Raw genomic sequence first — 15,334 nt, forward strand, 5'->3', positions numbered from 1 at the left:
ATCTGGCAGACGGTCCTGCTCCAGCAGTTCCACGACATCCTCCCGGGCTCGGCCATCGCCTGGGTGCACGACGAGGCCGAGGAGCACTACCGGCGGATCGCGGGCCGGCTCGAGGAGTTCATCGGCGCCGCGCAGCGGGCCCTGGCCGGGCGCGGCACGCAGAGCATCGCCTTCAACGCCGCCCCGGTGGCCACGGGCTCCGTCACGGCTCTGGCCGCCGGGCCCGACGTGGCGGATCCGGCCGTCCCGCCCGGCCGCTCCGGCTCCGGCTACGAGCTGCGCAACGACCGTGTTCTCGCGCGCTTCGACGCGTACGGCGCGCTGGTCTCGTTCGTCGACAGGCCGACCGGCCGCGACCTGATCGCGCCGGGTGAGGCGGCCTCGGTGCTGCAGATCTTCCGCGACATCCCGAACATGTTCGAGGCCTGGGACATCGACCGCTCCTACCTGCGCTCGGTGACCGAGCTGCGGACCCCGGACGCCGTCGAGATCGTCGACCGTTCCCTGGTGGTCACGCACACGTACGGCAAGTCGTCGATCGTGCAGCGCTACTGGCTGGGCGGGAACGACAGCGAGCTGCAGATCGAGACGACCGTCGACTGGCACGAGCAGGAGAAGCTGCTCAAGCTCGCCTTCCCGCTCGACCTGCGGGCGGACCAGGCGGCCTCGGAGATCCAGTTCGGCCACGTCCTGCGCCCCACGTACGTCAACACCTCCTGGGACCACGCCCGGTTCGAGACGGTGGCGCACCGCTGGGTGCACGTGGCCGAGAGCGGCTTCGGCGCCGTGGTCGCCAACGGCTCGACCTACGGCCACGACATCACCCGGACCGTACGCGCCGACGGCGGAACCACGACGCTGGTCCGCGAGTCGCTGCTGCGCGGTCCGAAGTACCCGGACCCGGAGGCCGACCAGGGTCTGCACGTGCTGCGCACCGCCCTCGGCTTCGCCGGTGGGGTCATCGAGGCGGCCGCGGCCGGCTACCGCGTGAACCTGCCCGCCCGTACGCTGCAGGACGCCGCGCACAGCGTCGAGCCCGTCGTGACCGTCTCGGCGCCGTCGGTCTTCGTGGAAGCGGTCAAGCTGGCCGAGGACCGCTCGGGCGACCTGATCGTGCGCCTGTACGAGGCGGCCGGCGCCCGTACCCGTACGACCGTCCGGCCGAACTTCGAACACACCGCGGCCCGGACGACCGACCTTCTCGAACGTGACCTCGACCGGCAGCCCTGGAACTCGCGGGACAGCATCGAACTCGAGCTGCGCCCCTTCGAGATCGTCACCGTGCGGATCAGTCCCGTCCGATAGTCCCCGCCGTGTCCCGGCGTCCCCGCGGCGGGGGCGCCGGGACGGGCCTGTCCCTGAACGCCGGGCCTGCGGCATCCGTCGTACCCGGCATGGCTGCGCCCTCGCACCGCGCTTCGAGGCATGGCTGGAGCGCCCGTTCGCCCGCCTCGGCGCCGCGTGCGCCGGGGCGGGACCGCGGCGGTTTCCTGCTGGGGCTCGCCCTGGGGGCGGTCTATGTGCCGTGCGCCGGGCCCTCACCGGCAGCGGGGGTGCGTCGGAGGCGCTGACCGCCTGCCAGGACATGGTCGGCGAGGCGGCTCCGGCGCTGGCGGACTGCGGCCCGGCCCCGCAACTCACCGGCCTCGACGGCTGGCTCAACACCCCCAGGAACGCCCCCGTCACGGCGGCCGACCTGAGCGGCAAGGTGCTGCTCGTCGACTTCTGGGCGTACTCGTGCATCAACTGTCAGCGCGCGATCCCGCACGTGGACGCGTGGGCCCGGGCGTACAAGGACAGCGGCCTCGACGTGATCGGCGTGCACACCCCGGAGTACGCGTTCGAGCACGTCCCCGCGAACATCGCCGCCGGTGCCGAGCGGCTGGGCACCAGCTACCCGATCGCGATCGACAACAACTTCGCCACCTGGGACGCGTTCCACAACCAGTCGTGGCCGGCCGACTATCTCATCGACGCCACCGGCCGGATCCGCTACGCCGGGACCGGCGAGGGGCTCTACCCGGAGACCGAGGAGCTCATCCGGCAACTGCTGACCAGCGCCGACCCCGACGCGGTGCTCCCCGTCGCCACGGACGTGCCCGACCGCACCCCGACGTCGTCGCTGCAGTCGCCGGAGACCTACCTCGGCGCGGCGCGCGCAGTACTACACCGGTGACACCCCCATGATCCCCGGCACCGCCACCTTCACCACACCCGCGGACCTGGCCGACGAGTGGTACGCGTACGGCCTCTCCGGCACGTGGAACGTCACCGAGGGGTCCATCACCGCGCAACGGGACGCGGTCATCACCCTCAACTACACGGCCCACGACGCCTACCTGGACCTCTCCGGCACCGGATCGATCACCGTGACGGCCGGCGGCACAACCAAGAAGTACGCGGTGAGCGGCGCCCCGAACATCTACACCGTGATCCACGGGCCGGATCTCGCCGTCGGCACCGTCAAGGTGTCACTGTCGCCGGGGCTGAGCGCGTACTCGTTCACCTTCGGCTGAGAAGCGGCCGCCGGGCGGTGGAGTTCCCGCGGCCACGCGGCGCTCAGCGTCGCTGGTGCTCGGTCGCGTGCACGGTACCGAGCAGCCGGAGGGCCTGGGCGCTGGGGCTGCCGGGCTCGGGCTCGTAGACGACGAGCATCTGACCCGGGGCGGCGCGAACGTCGAACGACTGCGAGACGAGGGAGAGCCGGCCCACCTCCGGATGCTCGAAGTCGACGGGGTCCTGGCGCTTGCCGTAGACCGTGTGCGACTCCCAGAGCGCGGCGAACGTGTCGCTCTCGGCGCTCAGAGTGGCGATCAGCTCGTGCAGACGGGGATAGTCCGGGTTCAGGCCGGCGGAGTGGCGCAGACCCGCCACGATCGAGGTGGCGAAGCTCTCCCAGCCGACGAAGAACCCGCGCGCCGCCGGGTCGAGGAAGGTCATGCGAGCCAGGTTGCCGGCGTCCGCGAACGGGGAGAACATCGCCTCCGCCAGAGCATTGACCGCGATCAGGTCCTTGGCCGGGTTCAGGATGAACGCCGGCGCGCTGGTGTGCGCGTCGAGCAGGTACCGCAGCGGCCGGCTGACCTTCTCCGGCGGCGCCGGACGTGGTCCCGGTGCGGTGCCGGCCAGCCGGAACAGGTGCTCGCGGGCCTGCTCGTCCAGGCGCAGGGCCGCGCTGATCGCGTCGAGGATCTGCGCGGACGGGGTCCGCTCGCGTCCCTGCTCCAGCCGGGCGTAGTAGTCGCTGTTCATGCCGGCCAGCACGGCGACCTCCTCGCGCCGCAGCCCGGTCACCCGCCGCGGGCCGTAGGAGGGCAGGCCCACGTCGTCGGGACGCAGCCGGGATCGGTGCGCGCGCAGGAACTCGCCGAGGTTGTTGCCGTTCATCCACCCCACGATAGGCGTGATCCCGGTGCTGTGCCTGGGCATGCCGGGTCCAGGAAGCCGTTCTGAGCCGGACCGGATCGCCGCCGGTCCGATGCCGCTTGGTCAGCCGGCGGCCGGAATCAGCCGGGACGAGGCACGGTCGTGGCCTTCTCGGGGAGGTTCGTTCGTGCGGAATCGCGCGCCGGCTGTTGACGAAGTTCGTTCCTCGGGCACGCGGTGGGCCCTGAGCTCAGCGCAGGCAGGCCGCGGGCAAGGGGAACCAGCGGACGGCGTCGAACGAGCTGGGCAGGCCGGTCGGCTCGCTGTCGGCGGGTTCCGGGCGTTGCGCCGCGGGGTCGTACGCCTGCTTCAGGTGTCCTTCCAGGATGTCCTCGTCTGACGTCGGGCGCGTCACTGTTTTCCTTTCCGTGCCCCGGCGGGGCGGGGAAGCCGGGGGATCAGGGCCGGGCCTGGATGAGCCTGCGGTAGGCGGGCACCGAGGCCGCTGCGACGCCGAGGTGCATCAGCATGAGCATGAGGACTCCGGCGGTGGTGGTGCCTGGTTGCTGCGATCGGTCGGCCAGCAGCAGGACGTCCGGGATCAATGACAGGGCGAGAACCACGGGCACCAGGGCCATCGGCAGCCGGGATCCGCGGCGCACGCGACCGGCGATCATGTGCCATCCGATCGCCCCGGCCAGGGCGCCGATCACGGACGCCGGGAGGTAAGCCTGCGCGCTCAGGGGCTCGAACGCGCTCGGCACGTCGAACAGGCCGCGAGCGGTCCAGGCGATCACGCTGTTGATGATGATCGCCCCGGCGGCGCCGAGTCCGGCCGCGGCCGCGGTGCGCGGCCATGACCTGTTGCGTACGGCGTCGTCCTGCGTCTTCGAGGTGGGGATGGTGGCGGTCATGGCGTCCTCCGAGTCGTCGAGATCTTCCGGTGAGACTCAGGCTAGGAAGCAACGCCCGCACCGAGGTGGTACCGGAGGCGACATCTGCCGGTGGCGGTGGTACCGGGGTACCAGTGATTGACGGCCCGGCGACCGGAGTGGACGACGGGCAGACCACACCTGGCCGGCCTCGGCCTGCTCGAGCTCTCCGCATCCGCGCTGACTCAGCTGCGCAACCTGATCTGCCTGTGCCACTGACAGGCGGGACCGCGGCCGCCAGATCGTGTCGGCGGGATGGTTCCGGGCTTGAGGCACGCCGCTCCGGCTGCTGCTCGTGGCCGGGCGCTGACCGCCGCGGGCCGCTCGTCGTCCGGGGCATAGGCTGGGGCTCGGTAACCGGAGGACGGCGTTGGTGAGGGTGAAGACTGTGGGAACCCCCGGAGAGCCGGAGACGGGAGCGGCGCCCCCGGCGGCGCTGGACCCGAGCGAGCTCCTGCTGTGGACGTCGCTCGGGCGGGTCGTGCAGCGGCTGCCCCGGCTGCTCGACGACGCGATGCTGCGGTCCGCGGGCGTGACCATGAGCGAGTTCTCCGTCCTGGACGCGCTGCGCATGTCGCCTGATGCCACGGCGCGCATCAGCGACCTGGCCGGCATGACGGGGCTGTCGCACAGCCGGGTCAGCCGGGTGGTCGATGCCTTCGCGGCCAAGGGCTGGTGCCGGCGTGAGCGGGACGCGCACGACGGGCGCTCGGCGCTCGCCGTCCTGACCGGCGAGGGCGTGGCGCGCATCGAGGCAGCCACGCCCCACCACGTGAGCCTGGCCCATGACGTCGTGATCTCGCGCGTCGCCCCGGAGAGCCGCGAGGCGGTCATCGCCGCACTCGTCGCGATCGCCTCCGACCAGGCCTGATTTCGAGAAAGCGGCGGCAGCGGCCGCCAGCGCCGGAAAAATGTTTGCGCGCGCACGCACATAATGTTAGCGTCATTCGCATGACAACCGAGACGGCACAGACGAAACCACCCGACCTCGACGGCGTCCTGCGCGTCGGCGCGGCCCGCGATGTCGTGACCGCGATCGAGCGGTTCAGCCTCGACGGCTCGCAGTCGCCGGCCACCGCCGAGACCGACGACATGTCGACCCGCACGCGTGAGCCGGGCGACCTCGAGGGCGCCGGCGAGGCCCACACCGCGGCTATCGCGAACGCCGCCTCCTTTCTCGAGGAGACGCTGGCGGCACGCGAGGACTTCGTCGCGGCGGCCCTGCTCGCCGGGCATGACGGCGAGCTCGTGCTCTACAGCCAGTGGAAGCGGGGCGGCGACGTGCCCGCCGACCTGCCGGCGGCATGGTCGCTCGCCCCGGCTCTGGCCGACGCGACCCGGGTCGACGCTCGCACCTACGAGGTCGACTTCACCGAGCCCGGGACGGTGAGCGAGGTGTCCCGCGCGGCCACGCCGCACGCGCACTTCGGCGTCTTCACCGTCACCCCGGACACGCAAAGAGAGCTGCTCGACCTGGCCGGCCGGCACGGTCCGACCTCGATGGGCACGCCGGGCCTGACGGCCATCAACTTCCACCGCAGCCTCGACGGCCGCCGGGTGATCAACCTCGGCCTGTGGACCGGGTTCGCCGACTTCAAGGCGCTGATCTCGCGACCGGGCTTCACCGGGGGCGAGGAGTACTGGACCGGCGTCGCCGGATTCCGTCCGCACTACTTCGACGTCGTCGCCGTCGTCGGAAACGAGAAGGGAACGAGTGCATGAGCGAGCTCGCCATCTGGGCCACTCTCAAGGTTCTGCCCGGTCAGCAGGAAGAGGCGGAGAAGTTCTTCGCCTTTTCCCGCACGGTGCTGGACGCCGAGCCGGGCACCACGAGCTTCTTCGCCGTGAAGATCGACGAGGAGACGTACGGGATCTTCGACACCTTCACCGACCAGGAGGCGCTCGAGGTCCACAAGGACGGCGCGTCCGGGAAGGACGCCGTCGCTGGGCTGGTCGGCAAGGTCTTCGCCGGACCGCCGAACATCCTCAACAGCGTCGTCGTCCAGCGCGGCCAGATGAGCTGACGATGTCCACTCCTGCGGTCCAGACCGCGAACCTTCCTACGGGCCGGGGCGCCGTCGACGGCGCCCCGGCCCTGCCGGACGGCTTCGGCGCCGTCTTCCGGAGTCGCTTCGTCGTCGTCGACGGCGTGCGGTTGCACGCGGTGGTCGGCGGGCAGGGACCGGCCCTGCTGCTGCTCGGCGGCTGGCCGGAGAGCTGGTACGCCTGGCGGCTGCTGATGCCCGACCTCGCCCGCCGCCACACCGTCGTGGCGGTCGATCCGCGTGGCACCGGCCTGTCGGACAAGCCCGCCGCGGGTTACGACGCGGCCAGCCAGGCCGCCGACATGGTGGGCCTGATGACGGCCCTGGGGCACCCGAGCTTCGACATGGCCGGGCACGACATCGGGATGTGGACCGGGTACGCCGTCGCATCCGACCACCCGGGTGCCGTCCGCCGGCTCGCCGTGGTCGACGCGATCATCCCCGGTGTGTCGCCGTCGCCCCCGCTGCTGGGGGACCGGCAACTCAGCGACTTCCTCTGGCACTTCAACTTCAACCGGACCCGCTCGATCAACGAGGCGATGGTCCGGGGACGGGAGGAGGTCTACATCGGGCATCAGTTCGCGACCAAGGCCGCCACGCCCGATGCGATCCCCCCGGAGGTGGTCGGCTACTACGTCGAGTCTCTGCGTGATCCGGAGGCTCTGCGGGCGAGCTTCGACTACTACCGGGCCATGGACGACACCATCGTGCAGAACCAGCAGCGCATCCGCCACCGGCTGAGAATCCCGGTGCTGACCGTCGCCGGCGGGCGGTCGTGCGGTGAGCTCACCGGCAACGAGATGCGCACCGTCGCCGACGACGTGACCAGCGTCGTGATCGACGACTGCGGACACTACGTGCCGGAAGAAGCACCCGGGGCGCTGCTGGCGGCCCTGAACGACTTCCTCCGCTGACCGAACTCGAGCGCGAAACGCCCTGAAGCTGGATCCCGGTCCAGCTTCGGGGCGGAAGGGATCATGACATGTCCGAACAGAGCGCCGTCGTGCTCGAAGCGGGCGCCGGCGCCCGGATCGGCACCGGTGGCATGCACGTGGTCGCGAAGGCCACCTCCGACGACGGGGTGTTCGCCTCCAGCTTCGAGCTGGTCGTCCCCCCGGGTTTCGACATCGGCGCGCACCGGATCGCCGACGCGGTCATCACGTTGTACGTCCGCTCGGGAACACTCGACGTGTTCGCCTTCCAGCCGGTCGACACCTCGGACCCTGACTGGCGCCGGTGGCGGTCCGCCGACGACCGGCGTTTCCTGCGCGGTGGTCCGGGGACGTTCGTCTCCGTGCCGCCCGCGACACCGTACGCTTTCGCGAACCCCGGCGACGGTGACACCACGCTGCTCTTCCAGTCGACCTTGCCCGTCGGGCACGAGAAGTACTTCCAGGACCTCGCCGATCTGATGGTGGCGGCCGGCGGGAAGCCCGCCCCGGCGACAACCGCGGAGCTGCGCCGGCGGTACGGGATCTCGCAGCTCAGCCCGCTCGACCCCGGGCGCCCGGCCGGCCCGGGTGCCGCTTGACGCGGTGCGCGGAGGTGATCGAACCGGCAGGCGATCACGGTGTCGGTGACCAGCTTGAGCCCCTCCTCCACGAACGCCTCGGCGAGCGGGTCCTTCACTGCGCGATCTGGCCTGGCAGACCCGGCCGTACGCGGAAACCGTCGCCGACACGGCCGAAAGCATGATCGATGCCGGACTCGCTCCGCCGCGCCGGTGACGGGCCGCCTCACGGGCGCGGCAGTTCGGCCGGCGGTGGCGCGGTGGGCGAGGTGACCAGCATGCCGCCGTCGACCGGCAGCACGGCGCCTTGGGTCTGCTCGTTGCGCGGCGAAGCACCCATCGTGAACGGCCGGCGGCGTGTCAAGCCGTCGTGGGCGTCCACCGCTGCGCCGCTGCGCCGTTGCAGTCGTAGATCTGCAGCCGGGTGCCGTCGGTGGTGGAGGCTCCCGGATCGTCGAGGCAACGCCCGGACTGGGGGTTCACCAGCGCGGAGTTCGCGCCGGTCGTCCAGCGCTGCGCCCCGGAGCCGTTGCACGTCCACAGCTGGACCTTGGTGCGGTTGGCTGTGCCACCGTTGCTCACGTCCAGGCACTTGCCCAGGGCCCGCAGCGACCCGCCGGCGTCCGGTGTGTACGCCCACCTCTGGGCGTTCGATCCGTTGCAGGTCCACAGCTGGACCGGGGTGCCGTCGGCGGTGGCGGAGCCGGCCACGTCCAGGCATTTGCCGGCGATGCCGGACCGGAAGGCGGTGGCCCGGATCTGCCCGCTCGCGGTGAGGGCGGCCTCCACCAGGGCGGCCGCCGCCCGCATGCCGGCCTCGTTGGGGTGGTACTGAGACCGCCCCGCGGGCGGGTGTCCGTTCTCCACCCACGGGTCGGCGGAGCAGGCGTCGTGGCCGCGGCCGGCGGCGGCGACGTCGACCAAGGTTGCCCCGGTGGCGGAAGCGGCGGCGGCGGTGGCCGACGCGAGGCGGGTGGCGATGCTGCGCTCGTAATCCAGCTGGTCGGCGGTGAGTGGCACCCCGGCGCAGGAGCCCGACGCGGGCAGGATCGTGAAGTAGTTGACCAGCTGGACCCGGGCGTCGGGGGCGGCACTGCGCACGGCGTTCACGACGCTCTCGATGCGGCCGGCCAGCGAGGGGAAGGTCCGGTCGATCGCCGCCCGGTCGACGCTCGCGCACCCGGTCCCGCCGTCGTTCTGGCAGGTGTACGCGCCCAGGCTGCCGAGATAGTTGACGTCGTTGCCGCCGATGGTGACCGTGACCCACCGGGTCGTGCTCGTCACGGCGCTGACCTGAGGGGGCAGGCCCGCTTGTCCGCCGCTCAGGACGTTCGCGGTGGTCGCGCCGCTGCACGAGACGTCGGTGAGATCGGCGCCGAGATCCCGGGCCACGACGCTGGGGTAGTTGGCGGCCGACCGCGAACACGCGGCGGCGCCGGTGCCCGGCTGCGCCGGCGGGATGCCCGGCCCGGCGGCGAACGAGCTTCCCATCGCCACATAGCTCGCCCCGGCGGCCGCGACGGCCGCGGGCTGCGCGGGCGAGGCCGGAACGAACGAGGTCACCGTCAAAGCGGTGGCCAGCAACGCTTGCGTACCGGGCATTCGAGCCTCCAGCCGGTGGGGCGGATGAGGGTATGTGGTCAGCTCACTGTGGTTCTGTCTCGTTCCGGGAGGGACTCCGACCGTCCTTCCGCCGGTCCGCGACGCGGTATTCCTGGCCGGACGGGTCGTGGAGCGTCGTCGCGTCGTCGTCGACGCCGATGACCGTCGCACCCAGGGCGACGTGCCGCCGCACCTCGGCGGCCCGGTCGGGGTGGCACTGCCGGAGGTGCATCCCGGCTTCGGGCCGGTTCACCCTCAGCAGCGACACGCCCAGTGGCACCGGCTTTTCCCGCCGGAGGGCTGTGCTCCAGAAGCGTCCGTCCTCGTCGTACCGGTCGGCCGGCAGGTCCAGGCACATGCGGTAGACGCCGGCCTCCACCGGCCGGGCCGGATCGCCGTGCCAGGAGGTCAGGCCGAACGACACGCCCGCGGGGGAACGCAGCAGCACCACCCCGCCGGCTTCTCCCGTCACCGTGGCGCCCAGCTCGAGCATTCGCCGGGTCCCGGCTGCCGCATCGCGGACGTGCAGGTCGAGCCGGGCCGGCGAGGGATCCGCGTACGGCGGAAGCACTCTCAGGATCGGCTCGGCGGATCTCGTCACGTGCAGCCAGAAGCGTTCGGTGTCCTTCGACGGCGCGAAAATCGTGCCGCTGATCCAGCTGATCACGATGAATACGACGTGAGCGAGCCGGCTTCGGTTCATCAATCTGCCGGGGAACTTCGCGCGCTCCGGCAGCGACCAAGTTCCACAGATGTCGATACAAGGGGAGATGCCATGCGCCGTAGAGCTCTGCTGGGCAGCACCGCCGGTCTCGCCGCCGCCACCGTCGTGGCGCCCTCCGCGGCCGTCGCCGCACCTCCGGCGTGGTCCGCGCAGCATCCGTTGCGGGTGCAGATCGTGATGTTCGACGGTGTCGAGGAGCAGGACTTCATCGGCCCGTACGAGGTGTTCTCCTTCGCGGGCCGGATGAGCGGGGGCGCGATCCAGGTCCGGTACGTCACCGCCGGAGAGCCCCGGCCGGTCACCGCCTCGTTCGGCACCGTCGTCAGCGTTGCCCACGGCTGGTCACCGGCCGTCGCGGACCTGCTGGTCGTACCCGGTGGTGGTTTCGCTCGTCCGGACGGTCCCGGGGTATGGGCCGAGATCAAGAGCGACGTGCTGCCTCGCCGCCTGGCCGCCGCTCCTCGCGACGGCCTGGTCGTCACCTCGCTGTGCACCGGGGCGATGCTGCTCGCCGCGGCCGGCCTCACCAACGGCCGGCCGTGCACCACGCACACCAATGCCAAGCAGGAGCTGGCCGGCCGGGGCGGCATCGTGAAGGATGCGCGGGTCGTCGACGACGGCGACCTGGTCACCGCGGCCGGTGTCACCTCCGGTCTCGAGCTCGCCCTGCACCTGGTCCGCCGGGAGCTCGGCGCCGACCTTGCCGTCCGGACCGAGAACGCGCTGGAGTACCAGGCCCGCGGCACGGTCTGGACACGCTGAGCACACCCGGGTTCACGTCCCGCGCACTCCGCTGCCTTCGCCGGCCGGCTGTCGCGAATGTCCCGGGGGCGTGACGCGGAGGTCCAAGTTCGTGCAAGACCGGACGGCCAGCCCGCCCCTGCCGTGCCCGCGGGTGCGCCTCGGCGGTGTTGCCGGGGGCCGGCCCGCGAACGGCCGGAGGGTGCGGCGGAGCGGTCACCTGCCGGGAGCGGGCTGGGCGCGGCGGGCCCGGGAGTTGCGCAGGTTGGCGACGTTGCCGCAGGTGCGGACGTCGTGCCAGGCGCCGCTGGTGTTGCGGGAGCTGTCCCAGAAGGCCACCCGGCAGTCGGGGTTGCGGCACAGCTTGATGCGGCGCCACGCTCCGGTGAGCTGGGCGTCGCGGACGGCCAGGAGCACCCGGCCCGCGAGGGCGGCGATGCCGTCCGGCCGGTCGTCGAGCCGGACGGTGCCGTCGGGAGCGAGAAGCAGGGGCGCGGCGGCCGGGACGTCCTGCGCAGCGGGGCCGGTGTCGCCGACCCCATGGTCGCGCTCGAGGAGCGATCGGCGCAGCGTGTCGCGCAGGGTGCGCAGGGCGCTGACTCCGGGGCTGTCGCCCGCGATCCCGTACGCGCTGAGCCACTGAGCCGCCGGCGCGGGCGCGTCGAGCAGGTCCGGCGTGCGTCCGCCGTTCTTCGCCGCGGTGTTCAGCAACTCCTGGACGACTCGCAGATCGCCGGGCGCGACGGCCACCCGGTACCGCGTGTTGTCGGACATGACAGAAGCGTATCCCACCGGCATGGGGTCCAGTGAGCTAGCTCATCCCCGCCGGCCATGGACATGACAGAGTCAAAACGCCTTATGCTTCGGTCATGAACAACGTGCAGTACGAAGTCTTCGTCTCGGACATGGCGCCGGTCGCCGGGCCACCCGCGCCGGACGGCGGGCCGTCGAGGTGGTCGTCGCTGTCCCACACCTTGATCCACGGGCCGACCGAAGCCCTGCTCACCGACCCGCCGATCACCCGCGCGCAGGCCGACACGCTCATCGACTGGATCGCCGGCCACGACGTCGCGTTGCGCTACATCTATCTGACCCACGCCCACGCCGATCACTTCCTGACCACGAACTACCTGCTCCGCCGGTTCCCGGACGTGACCGTCGTGGCGAGCGAGGCGGTGCTCGCGCGTATCGCCCGGGAGACGCCCGGCGGCGCGATCTCGGACCGGTACGTCGCCTTCTTCGGCGACGCCCTGCCCGAGGCGCCGGTGACCGTGCACGGCACGGTGTTCCCGGCCGCCGGGCTGACGCTCGACGGGCACGAGCTGTACGCGCACGAGGTCGGCCACTCCGACACGGACGACACGAGCGTCCTGCACGTCCCGGATCTCGGCCTCGTCGTGGCCGGCGACGTCGTCTACAACAACGTGCACCAGTTCGTCGGCGAGGGCCGCGACGGCGGGCTGGACGCCTGGCACCGGGCGCTCGACGCCGTGGCGGCCCTGCGTCCGCGGGCCGTGGTGGCATCGCACAAGGACACCCGGCGCCCGGACCTGCCCTCCGACATCGACGAGACGCGGCGCTACCTCGACGCGGCCGCGGAGGTGCTGGAGCGGGCCACGGATGCGACGAGCTTCTTCCACGAGCTCACGAAGCGGTGCCCCGGCCGGGTCAACCCCTGGGCGGTCTGGCTGAGCGCGCGCCGGCTGTTCGACAACTGAGCCGCGTCTGCACTGCTCGGCGGTTGGCCTCGGGGTGCTGCGGGACCAGGATGGTCTCCATGATCGCGGTCGCCCGGTGGGGGGCACCGCAGGGTGACCAGGAGTTTCAGGCATGACGATGATCTCGGTCCGAGGCGGGCGGCAGCTCGATGTGGTGGTGAGCGGGCCGGCCGATGGTGTGCCGCTGGTCTTCCATCACGGCACGCCGGGGGCGGCGCTGCCGTTCCGGTACATGGAACGGGCCGCCCACGAACGGGGGCTGCGGCTCGTGACGTTCTCCCGGGCCGGTTACGGCGCCTCCACCCGGGCTCCGGGGCGGGCGGTGGTGGACGTGGTCGCGGACGTGCGGGACGTGCTCGACCATCTCGGCGCCCCGCGGTGCCTGGTCGCGGGCTGGTCCGGTGGTGGCCCGCACGCCCTCGCGACGGCCGCGCGGCTGCCGGAGCGGGTGGCGGGGGCGCTGGTGATCGCCGGGGTGGCGCCGTACGAGGCCGGTGGGCTGGACTTTCTCGCGGGCATGGGCGAGGACAACGTCACGGAGTTCGGGGCGGCCGTGCGGGGGGAACAGGAGCTGCGGCCGTACCTGGAGAAGGAGGCCGAGGGGATGCGCGGCGCCGACGCGGCCGGCCTGATCGCGGGGATGTCGAGCCTGCTGCCGGAGGTGGACCGGGCCGTGCTGACCGACGAGTTCGGTGCGGACCTGGCGGGCAACTTCGCGGAGGCACTGCGCGCGGGCGTCGACGGCTGGCTCGACGACGACCTCGCCTTCACCAGGGACTGGGGCTTCGACCTGGCCGAGATCACGGTGCCGGCCTTCCTCTGGCAGGGCAGCGAGGACCTGATGGTGCCGTACGCCCACGGCAGGTGGCTCGCCGCGCACGTGCCAGGCGTGACCGCCCACCTGGAACCGGGGGAGGGGCACCTGTCGGTGACGGTCGGGGCCTTCGGCCGCATGCTCGACGAGCTGGTGGCTGTGCTGTGATCCGCGGGCCGGCCCGGGCGGAGTGCCCGCGCGGGCCGGCCGCCGGGGTCAGGCGTTCTGGATCCAGCCGGTCGTCTGCACCGGCGGCTTCGGGGGCTCGACCGCGGTGAGGCCGCCGTCCACGGGGATGACGGCCGCATTGACGTACGAGCCGCCGGGGCTCGCGAGGAAGGCGATCACCTCGGCGACGTCCTCCGGCCGGCCGACGCGGCGCAGCGGGATGAGATCGATGTACCGGTCGAGCCACACCGAGGGGGCGCTGGTGTATACCGGGCCGGGCGAGACCGCGTTGACCCGGACGCCGACCGGGCCGTACTCGGCGGCGAAGGCCCGGGTGATGGCGTTCACCGCGCCCTTGGTGGCGGCGTAGATCGCGTTGTTGTCGTCGCCGAGCACGGACGATCCGCTGCTGACGTTGATCACGCTGCCGCCGCCGCGCCCGGCCATCGCCGGGGCCAGGGCGGCGGTCAGCAGGAAGATCGCGCGCACGTTGCTGTCGAACAGCGTGTTGTACTGCTCGGTGGTGAAGCCGGCGCTGGGGCCGAAGGCGCCCGCCCCGGCGCTGTTCACCAGGATGTCCACCTCGCCGGCCTCCCGGGCCAGCCGGCGTACGTCGTCCTCGCTGGTCAGGTCGGCGCCGACGAAGCGGGCCGTGCCCCCGTCGGCCTGGATCTCCCGGACCGCCTCGGCCCCGCGCCCGGGGTCGCGGCCGGAGATCACCACGCTCGCGCCCCGCGCGGCCAGGGCGATCGCCGTCGCCCGGCCGATGCCGCTGGTGGCACCGGTGATCAGGGCCGTCTTGCCGGTCAGCTCCTGCATGACTCTCCACCTCCACAGAGTTCTGTACCAACCGATCGGTTCAGAATTACCGTAGCACTTCCGGATCGATCGGTCCGGAATTGGTAAGCTCGATCACATGGACACCCGCAAGAGCGCACCCGTAGGCCGGCCCCGGGGCTTCGATGCCGACGAGGCGCTCGAGAAGGCGATGCGGGTCTTCTGGCAGCACGGCTACGAGGGCGCGAGCCTGCCCGACCTGCTCGGCGCCATGGGCATCAGCCGCACGAGCATGTACGCGGCGTTCGGCAACAAGGAGGAGCTGTTCCGCAAGGCGCTGGCGCGCTACGCCGAGGGCCCGGCGTCGTACGGTGCCGAGGCGGTGACCGAGCCGACCGCCCGCGGGGTGGCCACGGTCTTCCTGCACGGCGCGGTCCGCAGCGCCACCCTGCCGGGCTACCCGACCGGGTGCCTCAGCCTGCGGGCCTCGCTCATCGGGGGCGAGGACGGCCGGGGCGTCCGGGAGCTGCTGGCTGCCTGGCGCGACGAGACCGGCGCCATGCTGCGCAAGCGCTTCCAGCGGGCCGTCGAGGAGGGCGACCTGCCGGCGGGGACCGATCCGGCGCTGCTGGCGAGGTACGTCATGACGATCGGCAACGGTGTCGCGGTGCAGGCTGCCGGCGGCGCCTCACGCGAGGAGCTCCAGCTGATCACCGACGCCGTCCTGCAGAGCTGGCCGCCCGTCCTCGTGGATCAGAGGAAGTCGTCGTAGAAGGTGGCGAGCCGTTCGACGGCGGGGTCCACGTACTCGGGGACGTCGTACATCTCGTAGTGGCGGGCGCCCTTGATCACCATGCGGTCGACGGGGTGGGGTGCCAGCTCCCACAGCCGTTCGGCGGCGGTGTCGAAGCCGGAGCCGTCGAGGTGCTCGGCCAGG

At 72.1% G+C, this 15,334-nt stretch carries 20 protein-coding genes; 12 read left to right on the plus strand and 8 right to left on the minus strand.

Annotated features, from left to right (window positions below; translation table 11 throughout):
• From RBH18_RS38160 to RBH18_RS38170, 3 genes are all read left to right on the plus strand, one after another.
• A partial coding sequence (locus tag RBH18_RS38160; protein ID WP_306215375.1) for a glycoside hydrolase family 38 C-terminal domain-containing protein occupies positions 1–1,305 on the plus strand: 1,305 nt, incomplete at its 5' end.
• Positions 1,306–1,525: 220 nt separating this feature from the next.
• Positions 1,526–2,176 carry a redoxin domain-containing protein gene (locus tag RBH18_RS38165; RefSeq protein ID WP_306215376.1) on the plus strand — a complete coding sequence of 217 codons (651 nt, stop codon included), beginning with the start codon at positions 1,526–1,528 and terminating at the stop codon, positions 2,174–2,176.
• Positions 2,177–2,183: 7 nt separating this feature from the next.
• Complete coding sequence (locus RBH18_RS38170) at positions 2,184–2,516, plus strand: hypothetical protein (protein WP_306215377.1); 333 nt, start codon at positions 2,184–2,186, stop codon at positions 2,514–2,516.
• A 43-nt stretch (positions 2,517–2,559) separates the two neighbouring features.
• On the opposite strand, the gene RBH18_RS38175 is transcribed toward RBH18_RS38170, so the two are convergent.
• From RBH18_RS38175 to RBH18_RS38185, 3 genes are all read right to left on the minus strand, one after another.
• Positions 2,560–3,387 carry a helix-turn-helix transcriptional regulator gene (locus RBH18_RS38175; protein WP_306215378.1) on the minus strand — a complete coding sequence of 276 codons (828 nt, stop codon included), beginning with the start codon at positions 3,385–3,387 and terminating at the stop codon, positions 2,560–2,562.
• A 229-nt stretch (positions 3,388–3,616) separates the two neighbouring features.
• Positions 3,617–3,781, minus strand: coding sequence for a hypothetical protein (locus RBH18_RS38180; RefSeq protein ID WP_306215379.1), 165 nt, complete (start codon positions 3,779–3,781; stop codon positions 3,617–3,619).
• Positions 3,782–3,824: 43 nt separating this feature from the next.
• Complete coding sequence (locus RBH18_RS38185) at positions 3,825–4,280, minus strand: DUF6069 family protein (protein WP_306215380.1); 456 nt, start codon at positions 4,278–4,280, stop codon at positions 3,825–3,827.
• A 406-nt stretch (positions 4,281–4,686) separates the two neighbouring features.
• On the opposite strand from RBH18_RS38185, the gene RBH18_RS38190 reads away from it, so the two are divergent.
• From RBH18_RS38190 to RBH18_RS38210, 5 genes are all read left to right on the plus strand, one after another.
• Positions 4,687–5,169 (plus strand): MarR family winged helix-turn-helix transcriptional regulator, encoded by a 483-nt coding sequence (locus RBH18_RS38190; RefSeq protein ID WP_306215381.1) that lies wholly within the window; start codon positions 4,687–4,689, stop codon positions 5,167–5,169.
• An 80-nt stretch (positions 5,170–5,249) separates the two neighbouring features.
• Positions 5,250–6,020, plus strand: a complete 771-nt coding sequence (locus RBH18_RS38195; RefSeq protein WP_306215382.1) for a hypothetical protein — start codon at positions 5,250–5,252, stop codon at positions 6,018–6,020.
• Positions 6,017–6,322 (plus strand): putative quinol monooxygenase, encoded by a 306-nt coding sequence (locus tag RBH18_RS38200; RefSeq protein ID WP_306215383.1) that lies wholly within the window; start codon positions 6,017–6,019, stop codon positions 6,320–6,322. Before RBH18_RS38195 ends, RBH18_RS38200 begins: the two co-directional genes overlap by 4 nt.
• Before the next feature lie 2 nt (positions 6,323–6,324).
• Positions 6,325–7,257: an alpha/beta fold hydrolase gene (locus RBH18_RS38205; protein ID WP_306215384.1), complete on the plus strand. Its 933-nt coding sequence runs from the start codon at positions 6,325–6,327 to the stop codon at positions 7,255–7,257.
• Positions 7,258–7,325: 68 nt separating this feature from the next.
• Positions 7,326–7,874: a cupin domain-containing protein gene (locus tag RBH18_RS38210; protein ID WP_306215385.1), complete on the plus strand. Its 549-nt coding sequence runs from the start codon at positions 7,326–7,328 to the stop codon at positions 7,872–7,874.
• Between the two features lie 339 nt (positions 7,875–8,213).
• Here RBH18_RS38210 and RBH18_RS38215 read toward each other — a convergent pair whose 3' ends face one another.
• Both RBH18_RS38215 and RBH18_RS38220 read right to left on the minus strand, forming a co-directional pair.
• Entirely contained in the window at positions 8,214–9,455 is a 1,242-nt protein-coding gene (locus tag RBH18_RS38215; RefSeq protein WP_306215386.1) for a ricin-type beta-trefoil lectin domain protein, read from the minus strand.
• Between the two features lie 43 nt (positions 9,456–9,498).
• On the minus strand, positions 9,499–10,122 hold the full coding sequence (locus tag RBH18_RS38220; RefSeq protein WP_306215387.1) for a VOC family protein: 624 nt from the start codon (positions 10,120–10,122) through the stop codon (positions 9,499–9,501).
• Positions 10,123–10,230: 108 nt separating this feature from the next.
• On the opposite strand from RBH18_RS38220, the gene RBH18_RS38225 reads away from it, so the two are divergent.
• Positions 10,231–10,941, plus strand: coding sequence for a DJ-1/PfpI family protein (locus RBH18_RS38225; RefSeq protein WP_306215388.1), 711 nt, complete (start codon positions 10,231–10,233; stop codon positions 10,939–10,941).
• Between the two features lie 195 nt (positions 10,942–11,136).
• Here the strand turns inward: RBH18_RS38225 and RBH18_RS38230 are convergent, their stop codons facing one another.
• Positions 11,137–11,694, minus strand: coding sequence for a CGNR zinc finger domain-containing protein (locus RBH18_RS38230; RefSeq protein ID WP_306215389.1), 558 nt, complete (start codon positions 11,692–11,694; stop codon positions 11,137–11,139).
• A 95-nt stretch (positions 11,695–11,789) separates the two neighbouring features.
• Between RBH18_RS38230 and RBH18_RS38235 the strand changes: the two genes are divergently transcribed.
• A complete protein-coding gene (locus RBH18_RS38235; RefSeq protein ID WP_306215390.1) occupies positions 11,790–12,638 on the plus strand; it encodes an MBL fold metallo-hydrolase in 849 nt (282 codons plus the stop codon).
• Positions 12,639–12,750: 112 nt separating this feature from the next.
• Positions 12,751–13,620, plus strand: a complete 870-nt coding sequence (locus RBH18_RS38240) for an alpha/beta fold hydrolase (protein WP_306215391.1) — start codon at positions 12,751–12,753, stop codon at positions 13,618–13,620.
• A gap of 48 nt (positions 13,621–13,668) precedes the next feature.
• Here RBH18_RS38240 and RBH18_RS38245 read toward each other — a convergent pair whose 3' ends face one another.
• Complete coding sequence (locus RBH18_RS38245) at positions 13,669–14,439, minus strand: SDR family NAD(P)-dependent oxidoreductase (RefSeq protein WP_306215392.1); 771 nt, start codon at positions 14,437–14,439, stop codon at positions 13,669–13,671.
• A 97-nt stretch (positions 14,440–14,536) separates the two neighbouring features.
• On the opposite strand from RBH18_RS38245, the gene RBH18_RS38250 reads away from it, so the two are divergent.
• Positions 14,537–15,169 carry a TetR/AcrR family transcriptional regulator gene (locus RBH18_RS38250; protein ID WP_306215393.1) on the plus strand — a complete coding sequence of 211 codons (633 nt, stop codon included), beginning with the start codon at positions 14,537–14,539 and terminating at the stop codon, positions 15,167–15,169.
• Here RBH18_RS38250 and RBH18_RS38255 read toward each other — a convergent pair.
• Positions 15,151–15,334: hypothetical protein (locus RBH18_RS38255; RefSeq protein ID WP_306215394.1), on the minus strand; the 184-nt coding region annotated here is incomplete at its 5' end. The genes RBH18_RS38250 and RBH18_RS38255 overlap by 19 nt on opposite strands.

Origin of the sequence: Actinoplanes oryzae, assembly GCF_030757795.1 — a bacterium.
GTDB lineage: Bacteria > Actinomycetota > Actinomycetes > Mycobacteriales > Micromonosporaceae > Actinoplanes.